Source organism: Paenibacillus sp. UNC499MF, from assembly GCF_900107975.1.
Lineage (GTDB): Bacteria > Bacillota > Bacilli > Paenibacillales > NBRC-103111 > Paenibacillus_F.
The window spans coordinates 521,743-537,841 of sequence record NZ_FNVF01000002.1; the positions used below are offsets into that span (position 1 = coordinate 521,743).

At 51.4% G+C, this 16,099-nt stretch carries 13 protein-coding genes; 11 read left to right on the top strand and 2 right to left on the bottom strand.

Annotation, left to right across the window (positions count from 1 at the left end; genetic code table 11):
- Positions 1-120: 120 nt before the first annotated feature.
- Both C4S74_RS07460 and C4S74_RS07465 read right to left on the bottom strand, forming a co-directional pair.
- Positions 121-1,158: a metallophosphoesterase gene (locus C4S74_RS07460; RefSeq protein WP_103994709.1), complete on the bottom strand. Its 1,038-nt coding sequence runs from the start codon at positions 1,156-1,158 to the stop codon at positions 121-123.
- 100 nt (positions 1,159-1,258) lie between these two features.
- Positions 1,259-2,722: a PLP-dependent aminotransferase family protein gene (locus tag C4S74_RS07465; RefSeq protein ID WP_103994710.1), complete on the bottom strand. Its 1,464-nt coding sequence runs from the start codon at positions 2,720-2,722 to the stop codon at positions 1,259-1,261.
- A 142-nt stretch (positions 2,723-2,864) separates the two neighbouring features.
- On the opposite strand from C4S74_RS07465, the gene C4S74_RS07470 reads away from it, so the two are divergent.
- The 11 genes from C4S74_RS07470 to C4S74_RS07520 all read left to right on the top strand — a co-directional run bounded on the left by C4S74_RS07470 (position 2,865) and on the right by C4S74_RS07520 (position 16,075).
- Positions 2,865-4,190 (top strand): MFS transporter, encoded by a 1,326-nt coding sequence (locus C4S74_RS07470; protein ID WP_103994711.1) that lies wholly within the window; start codon positions 2,865-2,867, stop codon positions 4,188-4,190.
- A gap of 257 nt (positions 4,191-4,447) precedes the next feature.
- Positions 4,448-5,407, top strand: coding sequence for a hypothetical protein (locus C4S74_RS07475; protein ID WP_103994712.1), 960 nt, complete (start codon positions 4,448-4,450; stop codon positions 5,405-5,407).
- A gap of 15 nt (positions 5,408-5,422) precedes the next feature.
- Positions 5,423-5,674 carry a phosphopantetheine-binding protein gene (locus C4S74_RS07480; protein ID WP_103994713.1) on the top strand — a complete coding sequence of 84 codons (252 nt, stop codon included), beginning with the start codon at positions 5,423-5,425 and terminating at the stop codon, positions 5,672-5,674.
- A 41-nt stretch (positions 5,675-5,715) separates the two neighbouring features.
- Entirely contained in the window at positions 5,716-7,413 is a 1,698-nt protein-coding gene (locus tag C4S74_RS07485) for an NAD(P)/FAD-dependent oxidoreductase (protein ID WP_103994714.1), read from the top strand.
- A gap of 19 nt (positions 7,414-7,432) precedes the next feature.
- Positions 7,433-8,707, top strand: coding sequence for a cation:proton antiporter (locus C4S74_RS07490; protein ID WP_103994715.1), 1,275 nt, complete (start codon positions 7,433-7,435; stop codon positions 8,705-8,707).
- 30 nt (positions 8,708-8,737) lie between these two features.
- The gene (locus C4S74_RS07495) at positions 8,738-8,995 is read left to right on the top strand and encodes an acyl carrier protein (protein WP_009677174.1); all 258 of its coding nucleotides are present in this window, start codon (positions 8,738-8,740) and stop codon (positions 8,993-8,995) included.
- 45 nt (positions 8,996-9,040) lie between these two features.
- Positions 9,041-9,760 carry a class II aldolase/adducin family protein gene (locus C4S74_RS07500; protein WP_103994716.1) on the top strand — a complete coding sequence of 240 codons (720 nt, stop codon included), beginning with the start codon at positions 9,041-9,043 and terminating at the stop codon, positions 9,758-9,760.
- Between the two features lies 1 nt (position 9,761).
- Complete coding sequence (locus C4S74_RS07505) at positions 9,762-12,650, top strand: AMP-binding protein (protein ID WP_103994717.1); 2,889 nt, start codon at positions 9,762-9,764, stop codon at positions 12,648-12,650.
- Positions 12,651-12,720: 70 nt separating this feature from the next.
- Complete coding sequence (locus tag C4S74_RS07510) at positions 12,721-13,965, top strand: LL-diaminopimelate aminotransferase (protein WP_103994718.1); 1,245 nt, start codon at positions 12,721-12,723, stop codon at positions 13,963-13,965.
- A gap of 64 nt (positions 13,966-14,029) precedes the next feature.
- On the top strand, positions 14,030-15,043 hold the full coding sequence (locus C4S74_RS07515; RefSeq protein WP_103994719.1) for a hypothetical protein: 1,014 nt from the start codon (positions 14,030-14,032) through the stop codon (positions 15,041-15,043).
- Positions 15,044-15,076: 33 nt separating this feature from the next.
- Complete coding sequence (locus C4S74_RS07520; RefSeq protein WP_103994720.1) at positions 15,077-16,075, top strand: hypothetical protein; 999 nt, start codon at positions 15,077-15,079, stop codon at positions 16,073-16,075.
- Positions 16,076-16,099 lie beyond the last annotated feature (24 nt).

The following is a 16,099-nucleotide window of genomic DNA, read 5'->3' on the forward strand; positions in this document are numbered from 1 at the left end:
ACGCCGGGGATTATGCCGCCTCTGGCCTTCTGCTTCTGCAGCAAGGCGTGTCCGTCCGAGCCGGGAAGACGCTTGTTGGCGGCAAGCCTTCCTGCTGCGGTTGTTGTGTCAGCAGGCGGCTCAGTCCGCCGCTTTTTGGAGCGGGACGGTCCAGTCCGCGGCACCGATCCAGCTTGCATTGCTGAACTCCCGGCCGCGTACGCGTACCTCATGCTCGTAAACCTGGATATACATTCCCTGAGACAGCACTTTGGAGCGGCTGCGTCCTACGGTCGAGTTGCTGAACCAGTGAAAGGTCGCGTGCCGGGTGTAATGGTTGGCCGTAAAATCGCGGTGCGTGTGGCCCGAGAATACGAATACGTTGGGATACGGGGCTAGAATGGCGCGGAGCTCGTTGGCCCGGATCACCCGGTGGGTGCCTCCGTCGGAGCCCTCCTGCGGAAGTGGCTGGTGAATCATAACGAGAGCGGGAAGATGCTTCTCCCGTATCGCCAGCTCGGCTTTCAGCCAGGCCAGCTGCTCATCCGAGTACCAGGCTCCTTCGCCGACCTCGGGTTTTTCCTGCACGTACGCTTCCTGGGACAGCAGAAATACCGGAATCCCGCCGGCTTCAAACTTGCCGTAAGGACGATCGGTTTTCATAAAAGTTTGGAAACGCTGCCTCGATTGGGCATCCGTTTTACCATTGGGCTGCGTTTCCGTGGCGAAGCTTCCTTTACCGTCAATCCAGATGTCGTAATAATCGTGATTGCCCATGTTGGCGTATAATGGGGGCAGCTTAAAGCCGCCGAGCACGCTTTTGAGCTGTTTGTAGTCGTTATCCGAACCGTACTCGGTCAGATCTCCTCCCAAAATAAGCGCATCCCCGGGGTGCTCCGCTTTTAAGAGATCGGCCAGCGCTTTTTTCAGCTTCTCGGACGTCTCTGAATCGTAAGGGGTGACGTGCAGGTCGCTCAGCAGCCAGAAGGACGCAAGCAGCTTTCCCGGGCCGGCGGAGACCGGAGGGTGAGCGGCGGACGGACCGGTGGATGGCGGTGTGAGTCCGGAGCCCAGTTCTTTGGAAGCGCCACGGGTAAAAAAGGAGTAGAAAGCGGCGGCACCGAGAGAGGCCGCCGCAAAAGCACCCGCAAGGGAGCGGAGAAATTGCCGTCTGTTCATGTCTCACTTCCGTTCGGAGATAGTTGTGCCGGAGCACGGAGTCTCCCTACTCATACGGATTACGGGCGAATCGGTTACACCTGCGGCGAGGCAAAGCCGGCTACAGAACCGCCTTTTCGAAAGCACGCCGTATTCTGCGGATTCCTTCAACGATTTGGTGCTCTCCTATTGAGGCGTAGGTAAGTCTGAAAAATCCTTTTTTCATGCCGTAAATGCTTCCGGGCCACAGCATAACGCCTTCTTTTACAGCCAGATCGACCAATTGTTTGTCTTCCAAAGGCAAATTAAGCTTGAGCCAGACGTAATATCCCCCCGGTGCGTTCTGATTTCCGCCAAAAACGGATGCGTACGGAGAAAGCTCGCGCTGCAGCGCGTTCAGCATAGTATTTCTTCTTGCCGTCAAACCTTCGCGGATGGAGATCAAGGATGGAACGGACGAAGGAGAGGTTACATACAGCTGAGCGAGCCGTTCTCCGGAGTGACTGGAGCTGTAGCCCATACGGTTTTTGGTTTCCGCGAGTTTGGCGATTACCGGCGGGGGAGCCACAATCCAGCCTGTACGCATGCCGGGCGTCGAGATTTTGGACAGCGTTCCGAGGTAGATGACAATCTTGTCCCCTTCGGGCAATGCTTTTAGAGGCGGAACGGGAGGCGAGCCTGACAGATGAAGCAGACCGTACGGATCGTCTTCTACTAGCGGAAGACGGAGCTGTTCGCACAGGTCGATAAGCTTGGCCCGTCGAGCCGGGCTGAGTGTCGTGCCAGTCGGATTCTGATAGGTGGGATTCGTAAATACCATGCGGATATTGTGTTTGTGGACCAGACGCGGAAGTTCGTCCGGAATCAGGCCGTGTTCGTCCACGGGAAGCGGAAACATGCGGATACCGGATGATGAGAAAACCTGCATGGCATAGATATAGGAAGGTCCTTCGAGAGCGACTGCGTCTCCGGGCTGGAGAAGAGTGTTGGAAATGAGCTGGAGCGAATGCTTCACTCCTGACGTGACCAGGATGCTTTCGGGAGAGGCGGAGATGCCGGACCGGGTTTTCATAAAATCGGACAGGGCGGCGCGCAAGGCCGGTTCGCCGCGGTTATCCGAGAAGTAGCTGTAGGCCTGCGAATAGTCGATTTGAGACGCGAGTTCGCCGAGCAGGTCCAGCGGCATCAGATCCGGGGCCAGCTCCCCTTTGATCATGTTTACGATGCCGGGTATGGAGGCGGCTTCGCCGATTTTGTCGGTTATGGCCGCGTTGGGATTGAAGAACCGCCGTCCCAGATAATGATCCCAATTCGGCGCGGTCTGGACGGTAGTTTCCCAGAGGCTTTCGCTGACCCGGGTTCCGCTCCCCTGTACCGAGTAAACCAGTCCCGTAGCCCGGAGTTCTTCATAGGCGGCCGATACGGTGCTCCGGTTGACGGACAATTGGAGCGCAAGCTCTCTTTCTGTCGGAAGCCGGGTGCCTGGCGAGAGCTCTCCTTTTAAGATCTGTTCCTTGAAATACGTACAAATTTGACGAAATATAGGGGTGTGGTCATAAGGCCGCGGTTTCCAGCTCATATTCATGGCTAACCCTCCTTGTTTCGTTTATTATACCGCATGAGGGGATTGGATGGGGAAAAAAACTGGGATTGGCTGGTGTGTCTACATAATTTAGGCGATATACTGAACTTACTTGCTACTACATGACGAGGGTGAAAGGAGTTAGATGCGTTTGCTGTTCAAAGAGCAAAAATATGCCTGGTTTCTTCTGGCATTCTTATGGGTGTTCGGTTTTGTCGGATCTTTGGGCAGGTTCGTCATGGCGTATTACCAGAAGGACATTTCGGAAACTCTGGGCGTAGGACGAAGCTTTCTCGGGGCCACCTGGTCCACGGCCATTTTTATCGGCGCAATCAGCGCACCGCTCGGGGGCTGGCTGATCGACAAAATCGGCTACAAGAAAGTCATGATTTACAGCGCGATCGCCAACCTGCTTTCCCTGGCTATCGTTCTGCTTTTCCGCAATCCCATCGGTTATTTCCTTGGATTCGGATTGATTACAGGCATAGCGGGTATAGGGGCCTCGGCCAGCTATGTGCTGGTCGCAAACTGGTTTAAACATCACCGCGCCAAAGCGTTAATGATCATTGGCAGTGCCGGTTCTCTCGGATTGGCGGTGCTCACTCCCGTTCTTGTCAGCAACAAAAGCTGGCTGAGCTGGACAACGGTATATACCGTGCTGTTTATTATTTCGCTCGCGTTCATCCCCTTGATTTTATTGATTGTCCGTTCCAACAAAGAGGCAGCCGAAGAAGAGGCGCCGGCAGCATCCGTACAGGACACATCGTCTCCTACAAATAAGGAATCCGGTGAAGAACAGCCGCCGGCTCCCGCAGAACCTGTCTTTTCCCTGAAGAAAATGTCGGAAGGCTTCAAGGCATTCCTGCTTTACCTGACCCGCCCGGTTATGCTGGTCATTATGTTCGCCCTGCTTACGTGCGGTATCAGCATGGGCACCGTCGAAATGAACTTGATGGCCATTCACCAGCTGGCTCACGTGCCCGATGTGATGATGTCCTCGTCCCTGAGTTTGCTGGGACTTTTGGAACTGGTTGGGGGCGTCACGTTCTCCATCCTTCTGGACTACATGCCGCGTGTGAAAGCACTTGCTTACTTATATTTCTTCCGTATCGCCGCTTTCGCGGTTCTGTTCTTCCACTTTGAGTATTCTCCTATTCTCTTTTCGCTGATTTTCGGAGCGACCTATCTTGGCGCTGTGCCTGGAGGTATTCTCGTTGCCGGAGAAGCATTGAATGAAGGCAAGAAACAAATCGGCCTTCAGACGGGAATTCTCCTGCTCATTCATCAATTGGGCGGAGTCATTGCGGCAATCGCCGGTGGATTCAACTTCGACCTTGCGAATAACTATCAATTCCTGATCGCGGCCAACGCCGTTTTCAGCTTAATCGCCGCCGCGGGATATTTTGTCCTTCACCGCAAAGGAATCGGGACCAAGAAAGCCCCTGTTCTTACCGGCGAGGTCGGCGCCTGATCAGTAACTTTCAAGAGAGGCGGGGAAAGGCTCCCGCTTCCGCTTGACAGGCGGTTTAAGTCTGGCTTTACGATTACGTTTCGTAAGAGATCTTGCTTGGATATTTCTGTGCCGTCGTTTTGTACGATGTGCACTGGAGATATATAGTCTATGACGCAGCATGAGAAGGTGAAGAAAGCGAGGTGTCGACATAGGCAGCCCTTTTTTTTAAGCACAAAATGGATATTAATAGAAGATTAAGGAGTTGATATTAAAAAATGAAAATAATACCAAGATATGATGAGGATTTTTTTAACTGTGTGGAAAGTCATTATGTAAGCTATTGGAAAGCAGAAGGCATTCCGGTTGAATATATGTTTTACGGCGCCTTGGAAGATACCCGTAACGTCTACGATCATTTTATCGAAAAAAGGGACAACCGCTGGCTTTTTCACGACAAAAAACACGTTTTGGACGATATTCATCATTTCGGCCTGACATTACGCCAGGAGAGAATCGAAACGTTCCAAGAAGCGGAGCCGAAAATTATCGAAGCGCTGGATGAGGGGAAAATCGTATTTTTCTTCATCGACGGATATTACTTCAAACACCGCACCTTTACTTATCTCCAAAAGCATGAACCCCACTGCATGATGATTTCCCAGCTCAGCCACGAGGGCGGAAAGAAATGGTTCATCCAGGACCATGCCCAGCCGGATTTCTTCGACTATTACCCCCATGAAACGGTTGAAAAAGCTTATGACGATAATCCCGTAGAACAATTTGTCAAAGAGATCATGATTTTCGACATCGACCGCGAACGGGCGGCCAATCCTGAACTGGACCAAATCAAAGCGAAATTCGAGCTCTGGGTCCACGAATGCCGCGACGATTTTAAAATTTACCAGCAGGCTGTCGATTTTCTGGAAGCCAACCGTGCAGACATCTCCAAGGTGGAAGAAGAACTGGAGGCGTACCAGAATGCGTTTTTCTTCCTTTACAGCTCCCGACTCCTGTTCAGTCGATTCCTCGATGTCATGAACATTGAAACCTCCATCCGCGAATCTTTAAATGAAAGCATCCAATTGACCGACAGGGTCCGCAAGCTGATTACCAACTACAAGATCCTGGGGAAAATCAGTGTTCCCAAAATTACGGAAGCATGCGGCAGACTCTACGAAATCGAAACTCAAATGATCCAGACCCTGAAAGAAGAGCTGCTGACACAAAAAATATAGGAGGAGTCAACTTTTATGAATCCAATTGAGCACAAAATCAGAGAAATCCTTACACAGTCGGACATCGCCGTTGACCAGATCGGAAGCAATGACGATATGACAACGATGGGGCTAAACTCGTTAACCCTGATTAAATCGATGCTGGAGATCATCAAGTTTTACGATCTCGAAATCGATGAAGAAAGCGTGGAATTTTACAACATCAAAACGATTCAGAACATGGTGGACTTCGTGTCCGCGAGTGTGGCCGAGAAAGCCAACGCTTAGCCAAAAACAGGATTTCCAATAGGGAAGGGGCATTCAATTTAATGGAAAACAAAGCAGCAGGAACAGCAAAAAACTATGATGTTATCGTAATCGGGGCAGGAATCGCGGGAACGATCCTTTCCGCCATCTTGGCCAGACAGCAGATCAGCGTACTTGTTATCGATGCGGCCACTCATCCGCGTTTCGTTATCGGGGAATCCATGATTCCCGCCACATCTTTTATGATGCGGATTATGGCCGAGCGCTACGATGTGCCTGAAATCATGCACTGCAGCACACTTCCGTTTGTTCAAAATCATATCACATCGAATTCCGGAACAAAACGTAATTTCTCGTTCTTTTATCACCGTGAGGGACAAGCCCAGAATCCGAAGGAAAGCACGCAGCTGCCGGTCCCTAATATCCCTTACGGACCCGAAGCTCACTTGTTCAGACAGGACACCGATGCTTACATGATGGCGGTAGCCATTAAGTACGGCGCCAAAGTGAAGCAGAAGACGATGATCACCGATATCGATTTCCACGAGGACGGCGTTAATATCAAAACGACGGCGAACGAAGAGTTCAGTGCCAAGTATATCGTGGACGCCAGCGGCTTCAACTCCGTGTTGGCGAAGCGGCTTGGCCTGCGTGAAGAGCCGTCCCGGATGAAAACAAACTCCCGTTCCCTGTTCACACACATGGTCGGCGTAAAACCGTTCGACGAAATTACAAATAAGGATGAGCACAAGCTCCCTAACCGGATTCATAACGGTACGCTGCATCATATCTTTGACGGCGGCTGGCTGTGGGTCATCCCGTTTGACAACAACGCGAAATCCACGAGTATCCTATGCAGCGTCGGTCTTCAATACGACCTGAATCGCAATCCGGACAACGTTCCGAACAAAAAGCCGGAAGAAGAATTTGCCGACTTCCTCGAAGCTTACCCCGATGTCAAAAAACAATTCGAAAACGCCAAACCGGTAAGAGAATGGATTTCAAGCGGCGGCCGGCTTCAATATTCCGCAAGCAAGGTTATCGGCAAGCGTTTCTGTTTGCTGGCACATGCTTCCGCCTTTATCGATCCGCTGTTCTCCAGGGGTCTTGCCATCACGACGGAAACGATCAACTCGCTTGCCCAGCGCTTGATCGACGCCGTAAGGGAAGACGACTTCAATGAAGAGCGCTTTGAACCGGTTTCCCGGATCATCCAGCAATCTTATGACACAAATGACCGCCTCGTTTCCTGTTCGTACACCGCTTTCCGTGACTTTAATCTCTGGAATGCCTGGTACCGCGTATGGGCGCTTGGACAAGCTTTTACCTCTCTTCGCCTGACTCAGGTTCTCTCCAAATTCTACAAAGAAAGAGACATGCAAATTTTGCTGGATATCGAGAAGGCTCCGTTCATCGGCTCCTTGTGCGTGGATTTTGCGGAGTTCCAGCCTCTGTTTGAAAAGGTGGCCTCGACGGTGGAAGCGGTCCGTGATCATGGGCTTTCTACGGAAGAAGCGACTAAGCGGATTTACGGCTATTACGAAGAAGTGCAGGGCTTTATTCCGGATCAGTATGAATTTTTGAACCCGGACAAGCGTTTTATTTCGAAGATGGACATGCTTTCCCTTTATGAAGTGGTTATGTGGGGAGCACAGCAGGCGCCGGAAACGATCCGGAAACTGTATTTCGATATCGACGAATCTTTCTTGAAGGGAACGAAGGAACCTGCTTCCAATGCGGTTCCCGTTACGACGGTATAGCGTCGGGGGGCCGTAAATCATGCATCTTCTTCTCAATGTAATGATCGCTCTAATTCTCATTCTTACGTCTGCACGGATTATGGCCAGAGTGGCGGTCCTGCTCGGATTTCCTTCTGTAATCGGAGAGATGGTAGCGGGGATTCTTCTGGGACCCACCTGCTTCATGTATTTCTTTCCCGAAATCGGCAAAGCGGTATTTACTGCGGATGTCGGCAATGTGATCTACATTTTAAGCAATTTCGGCCTGTGCCTGTACATGCTGCTTGTCGGTATGGAGATGAAAGGCATCGACCGGAAGTCGTTCCGGCAGGCCGGTATGCTCGCTTCATCGGGAATTATTCCTCCCTTTCTGCTTGGGGGAGGAATCTCCCTCTTCCTGTATGCATCTCTTGCGCAGCAGCAGATTACCCAGCTCGAATTTTTTCTGTACATGGGAGTCGCCTTATCGATTACCTCTATTCCCATGCTTGCGAGAATTCTGGAAGAGCAGGGGCTGCTTCAATCCCGTTTCGCCTCGCTTACTATGCTGGCGGGAAGTATAGACGACGTTATTTCGTGGTGCATTCTGGCTGTCGTGATCGTCATGGTACAAGCCAAAAGTATGTTCTCCGGAGTGTCGACTCTGCTGTATACCATTTTGTTCGTTCTGATCGTCCTGTTTGTCGTGAAACCGCTGATGCAGCGTTTTGGCGCAAAGGTCCAGAAGGCCGGCTTCTTATCGCACGGAGGATTGGCCACCGTTTTGCTGCTGACACTGGGAGCCAGCTTCGTCACGGAATACATCGGCATTTATGCCGTCTTCGGCTGTTTTATACTGGGACTGGCCATGCCGCGCAGCGAAGTGTTTCTCAGCGAAATGAACGTCAAGATCAGAGACATTACCGTAGTCTTTTTTCTCCCGCTTTATTTCGCTTATTCGGGGATGAAGACGAATCTGCTGGACCTGTTCAGCGCCGATATGCTGGCTCCGTTCCTTATCCTGCTGGTTTGCTCCATTCTGGGCAAATACGGCGGATGTACGCTTTATATGAGAAAGATCGGATTCAGCTGGAGAGAAGCCTCCGCAGTCGGCGGATTGATGAATGCCAGAGGACTGATGGAGCTGGTCGTCATCAATATCGGGATGACTTACGGAATCATCACACCCAAGCTTTACGCCATGCTCGTACTGATGGCGCTAGTGACTACCGCTCTCGCTATGCCGATCTACTCCTTATCCATGGGGACGAAGTCCCGTTCGGCTTCGACGGTATTCCCTCCCAAAGTCCAGTACCGTACAGAGGACGGAGGCTAGGAACATCAATCTGAAGAAGGTGGGAAAACGATGAATATTCAAGACAAAATCAAACAATTTATTATGGAAGCCTCGGACGGCAATGTGACGCCTGAGGATCTGGAAAGAGTAGGCGACGATATCGGAAGACTTGGACTGGATTCCCTGGCGAAGATCAAAATCGTCGTTCTGCTGGAGGAAGCTTACGATATTGAGACCGAAGTGGAAGAAATCAGTCCGGAAGTACTCAACTCCATTTCCCGTCTGGCGGAGTTCATTGAACAGGAAGTTCAGAAAATTTCTGTATAACGTGCGTACTTTAATCATTTTTCAACCGGAAGGGGACTAAATTGAGTGAGCCAGTTTATTGAAGAGATGGTCTATGCCTCTCAAATTTTGTATCTGGAGGGACATAACGACATTAACAACGGGCAAATTTCATACCGCGACCCCGAAACGGGAAACATCTGGATCCGGAAAGGGTTTCTGGGCTGGGAAGAAACGACGCCCGACGATTTTATCCTTATCGATGCCGAAGGCAACCGCTTGAAGGGTGAGGGGCATATTCCTTCGGAATGGCCGCTCCACACCGAAACGTACAAAGCGAGGGCGGACGTGAACTGCATTATTCACTCGCACCCTCCGTATTCCATGATCTTCAGCGCCACGGATCTGGATCTTCGTCCGGTTACGCACGATGCTACCCCGATTATGAACACACAGCGTTTTACGCTGACTACAAATACGGTTACAAACACGAATATTGCCGCACAGGTAGCGGAATCGCTCGGAAAAAGCAACACGCTGCTGCTCAAAAACCACGGACTTGTCGCAGCCGGTAAAACGATTCCGGAAACCGTCTGCTGGGCAGCCGTTCTGGAGAACGCGTGCAAGCTGCAGCTTATCGCCGAGTCCACAGGTGTTCCTTATACATGGACGGAAGGCCACGAGATCAAAATGAAAAGCAAAATCATCTTCGGCGCGACAGCGATCCGGGAGTACTGGGCCTACTGGTGCAGGAAAGCGGACCGGCACTTTAATCCCCATTCCAAAAACCACTTGGTAGGAGTGTAACATGACCAATCAACTGTTAACTCAAGAGGATGCCCTGTCCATTTTCTACAATTTAAAAGGACGGGAATACGTGGGAAGCAAATTCTCCAAGTCGCCCCGTCCTGAAAGACATAAAAACTTCGAAGGTCCTTATACCCGCCTGAAAACTTCCGTTTTTAACAAAACAAATGAAGATATGCTGCCCAAAACGGGATTAAGCATTCTGGAGCAGGTGCTACTCAGCTCTTTCAGCGTCACGTCGGTTAAATTTTACGGCTACCAGTCTGAAATGCTGTGGTCGTTCCCGTCTGCCGGAGGCTGCTACCCTGTCGACGTGTATGTTATCGTCCGTTCGCTGGACGGTGTGGAGCCGGGTATCTACTATTACTCGCCTCTCAACACTTCCCTTCATAAAATCGCCTGCGCCGATTCTCTTTTCCTGCTGGATGAGGCAATTCTTCCACAGGACCAGGACGCGGATTACTACATCATGGTTTCCGCCGTCCCTTGGCGCAGCTGCTGGAAATACTCCCATCGCGGTTATCGCTTCAGTTTTATTGACGCTGGCCATGTTCTGGCGAATTTCCAAACGATCTTTCATTCGCTCGGCGTAAACTTTACCACGTATACCGCGTGCAAAGATCAGCATATCAAAACGCTGCTTCATCTGGACAGCCACGAGGAACCGGTCGGCATTATCGCTGTCAAGCAGCACGAAACCAAACCCCGGGCCGTGCAGCAGGCCTATCGCGGAAACTACCAAAGCCGCTGCATCACTACGTTCGACAGCGGTTTGTCCGCTTTTGACTGGGAACCGATCCGGTTGTACCAGGAAAAGGTGCGCCAGTCTCTCCAGCATCAGCAGCCGTCCGAGGATTGGACAGTACGCCATCATATTCCGGCGGAATGGAACGATTACAACGAGATGCTGCGCCTGATCATCGAGCGCCGCTCCAGCTCCTCCTATTTGCCGGTTGAAATTCCGCGTCACGATTTCATCCGTCTGCTTGAATTTGTAAACAGCCTCGGTATGCCGATCCGCATATTCTGCGTCGTCCATGCCGTGGAGGGAATGATTCCGGGCACCTATGAATTCAACGGAAGCGAGCTGAAAATGATCAAGGCCGGCGATTTCAGAGCCCGTTCGACTCAGCTTTGCTTCGATCAGGAATTCGTACACGATTCTTCGGTCCTGTTCTTCTTTGCGATCGATAAGTCCCAGGTGAATGACAAAAACTTCTATACGTATCAGCAAAGACTGGTGGATATGGGAATTCTGGCTCAAATGATTTACCTGAAGTCGGGAGAACTGAAGCTGGGCTACTCCGCCATCGGCGGTTATTACGACGAAGAAGCGAAGGAATTGTTTAACCTCGGGGAGAACATGGACCTGCTTTACTCCGGTACGCTGGGCAAAGATGACGTTAACTCGGCTTTCAAGGTTAAAATGGACCGCTACTATCTCAACAAACCGAAAGACAGCGAAGTGGTAAAGGGTGATTCGCCGGCTCAAAACGAGCGCATCATCGACAAGCTGTATGAAGCGGTACAGAAATACGGACCGAAAGAAGCGATCCGCTATGCGGACGAAAGCTATACGTACCACCAGTTCTGGAACCAGGTGGAGAAGACGGGAGCCTGGATCAAACAGCAGATTCCGAAGCAGTATCCCGTCGGCATTTCCATGAAGAACTGCCCGAACTATTTGTTCGCCTACTACGGCCTTCTTCTGGAAGGGTATATCCCGATGCTCATCGATCACACCTTTACCCAGGATGAGGTGGACAACCTCTGCTCCTACTACAACATCGGTTCCCTTCTGACGCTTGACGGCGAAGGCCGGATTCAGGTGCAGCTGCGGGAAGAAAGTTTCGATTCGTTCGACGAAGACGAATTTGCGAATGTGGCGACCTGCCGCTTCTCTTCCGGTACGACAGGCCGTCCCAAATGCCTGATGTTCACCCATGATGCGGTGATCAATGCCGGAGTGAACTGGGCGAAGGCTTCCGGAATCTCTTCCGCCGACAACGTTCAGGTGACCGCGCTGTTCCATAACGGACTCGCATTCAATACTTCCCTGCTTGCCGTATTCGTGTCGGGCGCCTGCCTGTTTATCGCAAAGCAGATTACACCAAAGTCGATCTGGGAAACGGTGTCGAAGGAAAATATCACGATTCTGGTCGCCTTCCCCGTCGTCTATGATCTGCTGAACAACTCGAAATACTGCAAACCGGGACACAACCTCCGCTTGTGCTTGTCCTCTGCGGCTCCGCTCCACCATGCCGTGAAGCAGGCGTTTTTGGATAAAACCGGTATGGAGATCTGCGATTATTACGGGATCGTCGAGGCGGGTCCTTGCACGTTCAATAACGGCAGCAAGGAAGCTTCTCTGGGTACTCCGGTACCCGGTGTGGATATCCGGATCGTCAATGAAGAGGGCTTTGCCGTTGCGGACGGCGAATCGGGCATTATTCAAGTCCGTTCCTCCTCGATGGCTAAAGGCTACTATAAAGCTTCCTTCCCGTTCGTCATTTCGCCGGACGGTTATTATCAGACCACGGACAGAGGGTTTATAGAAAACAACCACCTGTACATTAACGGCCGTTCCTCCGATATGATCAACGTCGCGGGTAAGAAGATGGACCCGCTTGAAGTAGAGAATGTTCTGCTGAAGCTGACCGGCGTCCAGGATGTCGCCGTTGTCGGTGTCATGAACGAGCGGAAAACGACCGAGTATCCGGTAGCCTTCGTCGTTCTCGATTCCGGTGTGACGATCGACGATCTTATCGCGCACTGCCAGCAGTATCTGGCACCTTTCAAGCTGCCGCAAAAGTTTGTTACGGTAGATAGCATTCCGCGCAGCGGAGTCGGTAAAATCAAACGCAAGGAACTGGCGGACTCACTGTCCTAAGCAAAAGCAAGCTCGGCACCGGCGGGAAAACCGCCGGTTCTCCATAAAAACACACAAATGAGGGATAATCATGCTCGTTCTTCAAGATTACATTCAAAAGTCCTTTGCGGACCGCATCGGCGGAGATAAGTTCGGCAAAGGAAACGAGGTCTACAAATTCGAGAAAATCAAGCGGGCGAAGGCTCAAGCTTTGAAGGAGAAACCGGGTATTCCTATCATTGATATGGGATTAGGGGAGCCCGACTGGATGGCCGACAAGGAGGTCGTTAACGTTCTCTCCGCGGAAGCGGCCAAACGTGAAAACCGGTTTTACTCGGATAACGGGTCGGTTGACTTCAAGGAGGCGGCAGCCGCATACATGGAGCGGGTTTACGGTGTAAAGGGACTTAATCCCGCGACCGAAATCAACCACTGTATCGGCTCCAAGCCCGCTCTCGCCCAGATTCCGGCTGTATTCATCAACCCGGGAGACATTACGCTGATGACCGTGCCGGGTTATCCGGTTATAGGCACCCATACTCAGTGGCTGGGCGGGGAAGTGGTCAAGATGCCGCTTCTGGAAGAGAACGGCTATCTGCCCGATTTGAATGCCTTGTCCGACGAGGTGAAGAAAAGAGCGAAGCTGCTCTATCTGAATTACCCGAACAATCCGACCGGTGCCGTGGCTACCCGGGCGTTTTATGAAGAAGTCGTCCGCTTTGCCAAAGAAAATGAAATTATCGTCGTATCCGATGAGGCCTACGCCGCATTGACGTTCGACGGTGAACCGCCGCTGTCGTTCCTGTCCGTTCCGGGAGCCAAGGACGTAGGCGTTGCCATTCAGTCCTTGTCGAAGGCGTTCAACATGACGGGCTGGAGGCTGGGTTTCGTGGTCGGCAACGAGCTTGTTCTGAAAGCATTTTCTTACGCGAAAGACAATCATGATTCCGGACAATTTCTTGCGATTCAGAAAGCGGGCATTTACTGCCTGAACCATCCGGAAATTACGGAGGCTACCGCAGCCAAATATTCCAGACGGCACGGCCTTCTGGCTGAAGCTTTAGGCTCGGTCGGCTTTAAAGTCCGGAAGCCCAAAGCGACCTTCTATTTATATGCGCAAGCTCCGAAGGGCATAGAAGAAGGGCCGCGTTTCGATAGTGCGGAGGACTTTTCCCAATATCTGATTACGGAAAAGCTGATCTCCACCGTGCCTTGGGACGATGCGGGCGCCTATGTGCGTTTCTCCGTCACATTCGAGGCGGAAGGCGAAGAGGAAGAAAGAGCATTGATCGACGAGCTTAAATCGAGGCTGCACGGACTCCGGTACATCTGGTAATCCCGCACAGTGGCAGCATGGGGATGACGGAAGGCTGTCTAATTCGAAGAAGGAGTGAAGACGCGTGAAAACGGGAATTAAAATGCTGCCTGTGGAGATACCTCCCATCCATGGACGCATGTATTACGCGTTTCCGTTGAGTATACTCGGTCCGGCCGATTCTTATCTGCCGTGGATGCTCAACAATTTTATACAGCTGCAGGCTTATTCGCTGACCAGGACCGGGGAAGAACAAGCCGCGGAAATCCGTTTTTATAACGCGGACGAGCCCGGCTGTTTCAGTGAAGTGCTGACTATAGTGCCGGAAGCGGCGGGAAAAGAGCAGGACATTCACCGGCAGGCGGTAGAAGCTATTGACCGGGGCCAATACGTGTATGCCTATGTAGATAAATATTTTGTGGCGGACAATCCTTTTCACGGAAAGAAACACGTTGTCCAGGAAGCGCTGATCTACGGATACGATCTGGAAGAGCAAACTTTCCGGATTCTTGGTTTTAACAAAAGCAGACTTTTCGCTTCTTCAATTGTCCCTTTCGCCGATATTGCCAAAGGGATTATCCATTCTCCCGTTACGGATGTTTTCCTGTTAAAGCCGAGAGAAGATTTTAAACCGGAATTCCAGCTGGACAAGGTGATACCGCTTCTGACCCAGTACGTGGACTCGGCGGACAAGCATACCGGAGCCGCACTTCCCGAGCGTTCCAGGCTGGTGTTCGGACTCGATGTTTACAAAAGCGCTGTGGAGTCTTTGAGGTGCATTCTGGACAGAGAAGGTGCTGTCGTAACGAATATCGCTTACCTTCATATCCTTTGGGAGCACAAGAAAGTTATGGGAGTCCGGCTGCAGTACATGCAGGATCATGGGATTGCCATACATTCGGGTCTGGACATCGTACGGGAAGCGTATCGGCAAATGGAACAGGAGTTGTTCAACTTAAGAAACAAGCTGCTCAAATACGAGCTCACTCAAAGCGCGCGTCTGATCGAACAGATCATCCAAAGCCTCGATGCGATGGCGCTGAAAGAAAAGCAGGTTCTGGAGCTTTGGCTGGAACGGCTGGCTATGATACCGGGCTGATTTTCATCTTGATCAAGAAGGGAGCGCGCTGCGTTGACCTCTAACCAATCTCTACACCCGTTTAACGACTTCTGGATGAACTGCGTTTCGAATACGGTATATTCTATTGCCGTCTCTAACGATTCCAGCTACCGGACGGCGGCTTATCTGAATCACTATACGTATCAGGTCGCAGCTGATCCTGCATTCACTTATTTAACGATGGACCATCCGCTTGAGTATCAGAATGAGGTTTTTAATTCGTTTATCCGAAAGTGGGAGCCTTACAATTTCCGGAATCCCCAGAAAATCGGGGAGGAAATCGGCGAATTGCTGGACAGCGGTCAACTCCCGGTCGTCCATGTGGATTTATTTCACTGGATTCCGAACTCACTCGCCTGGAAACAGTACCACTGGTACCATTACTCGCTAATCACGGGTTACGATGCGGAGCGTTCGGTATATCGGGTACTGGATGACGATATCAACGGTTTCCGGGATTTTGAAGTTCCGCCCGAGCGTCTGCAGGAGGCTTTTCTCAGTTCGCAAACGGAAAATAACCCGGCTTATCAGGAGCCCCCTTGTTCTCTGATCCGGCTGAAGGAAGAGATTCCGCCTTACGAATTCAAGCTTTCCGATTTGAGCCGCCACGCGGAGAGGCTGATCGGAGAGCTGGACAGCCTGCAGACAGAGCATCTGTGGGAAGGTACACCGGAACCGGATATGTTCGAAGAGAGCATGACCAACGGACTGGTCGGCGTCAATATTATTGAAAGCAGACAGGCGGGAAACCGGCTTATGCTGCGCTATTTACTGGATGCGGGATTTATAAAAGAAGCCGATTTTCAGACGCTCGACCGGGAGCTTGAGGAGTTGGCCCTTGGCTGGTTCAAAGCGAAAAATGTGTTTATCAAGGCGAAATTTTCATTGAAGAGAAGATTCAACAGGGAGCAGCTCATGACCTTAGCGGTACCGCTTCTTTACCGGGAGAGGAATTACTGGGCGGCGCTTCTCGAAACTACCGGCGCCGCGGCTCTCTCTAAGGAATCCTAAGAAGAAGCTAAGGAGGGCGCCAAA

What these genes read in the sequence shown, in the direction of transcription:
- C4S74_RS07460 (WP_103994709.1), bottom strand. Translation starts at nt 1,158, where the DNA reads ATGAACAGACGGCAATTTCTCCGCTCCCTTGCGGGTGCTTTTGCGGCG.
- C4S74_RS07465 (WP_103994710.1), bottom strand. Translation starts at nt 2,722, where the DNA reads ATGAATATGAGCTGGAAACCGCGGCCTTATGACCACACCCCTATATTT.
- C4S74_RS07470 (WP_103994711.1), top strand. Translation starts at nt 2,865, where the DNA reads ATGCGTTTGCTGTTCAAAGAGCAAAAATATGCCTGGTTTCTTCTGGCA.
- C4S74_RS07475 (WP_103994712.1), top strand. Translation starts at nt 4,448, where the DNA reads ATGAAAATAATACCAAGATATGATGAGGATTTTTTTAACTGTGTGGAA.
- C4S74_RS07480 (WP_103994713.1), top strand. Translation starts at nt 5,423, where the DNA reads ATGAATCCAATTGAGCACAAAATCAGAGAAATCCTTACACAGTCGGAC.
- C4S74_RS07485 (WP_103994714.1), top strand. Translation starts at nt 5,716, where the DNA reads ATGGAAAACAAAGCAGCAGGAACAGCAAAAAACTATGATGTTATCGTA.
- C4S74_RS07490 (WP_103994715.1), top strand. Translation starts at nt 7,433, where the DNA reads ATGCATCTTCTTCTCAATGTAATGATCGCTCTAATTCTCATTCTTACG.
- C4S74_RS07495 (WP_009677174.1), top strand. Translation starts at nt 8,738, where the DNA reads ATGAATATTCAAGACAAAATCAAACAATTTATTATGGAAGCCTCGGAC.
- C4S74_RS07505 (WP_103994717.1), top strand. Translation starts at nt 9,762, where the DNA reads ATGACCAATCAACTGTTAACTCAAGAGGATGCCCTGTCCATTTTCTAC.
- C4S74_RS07510 (WP_103994718.1), top strand. Translation starts at nt 12,721, where the DNA reads ATGCTCGTTCTTCAAGATTACATTCAAAAGTCCTTTGCGGACCGCATC.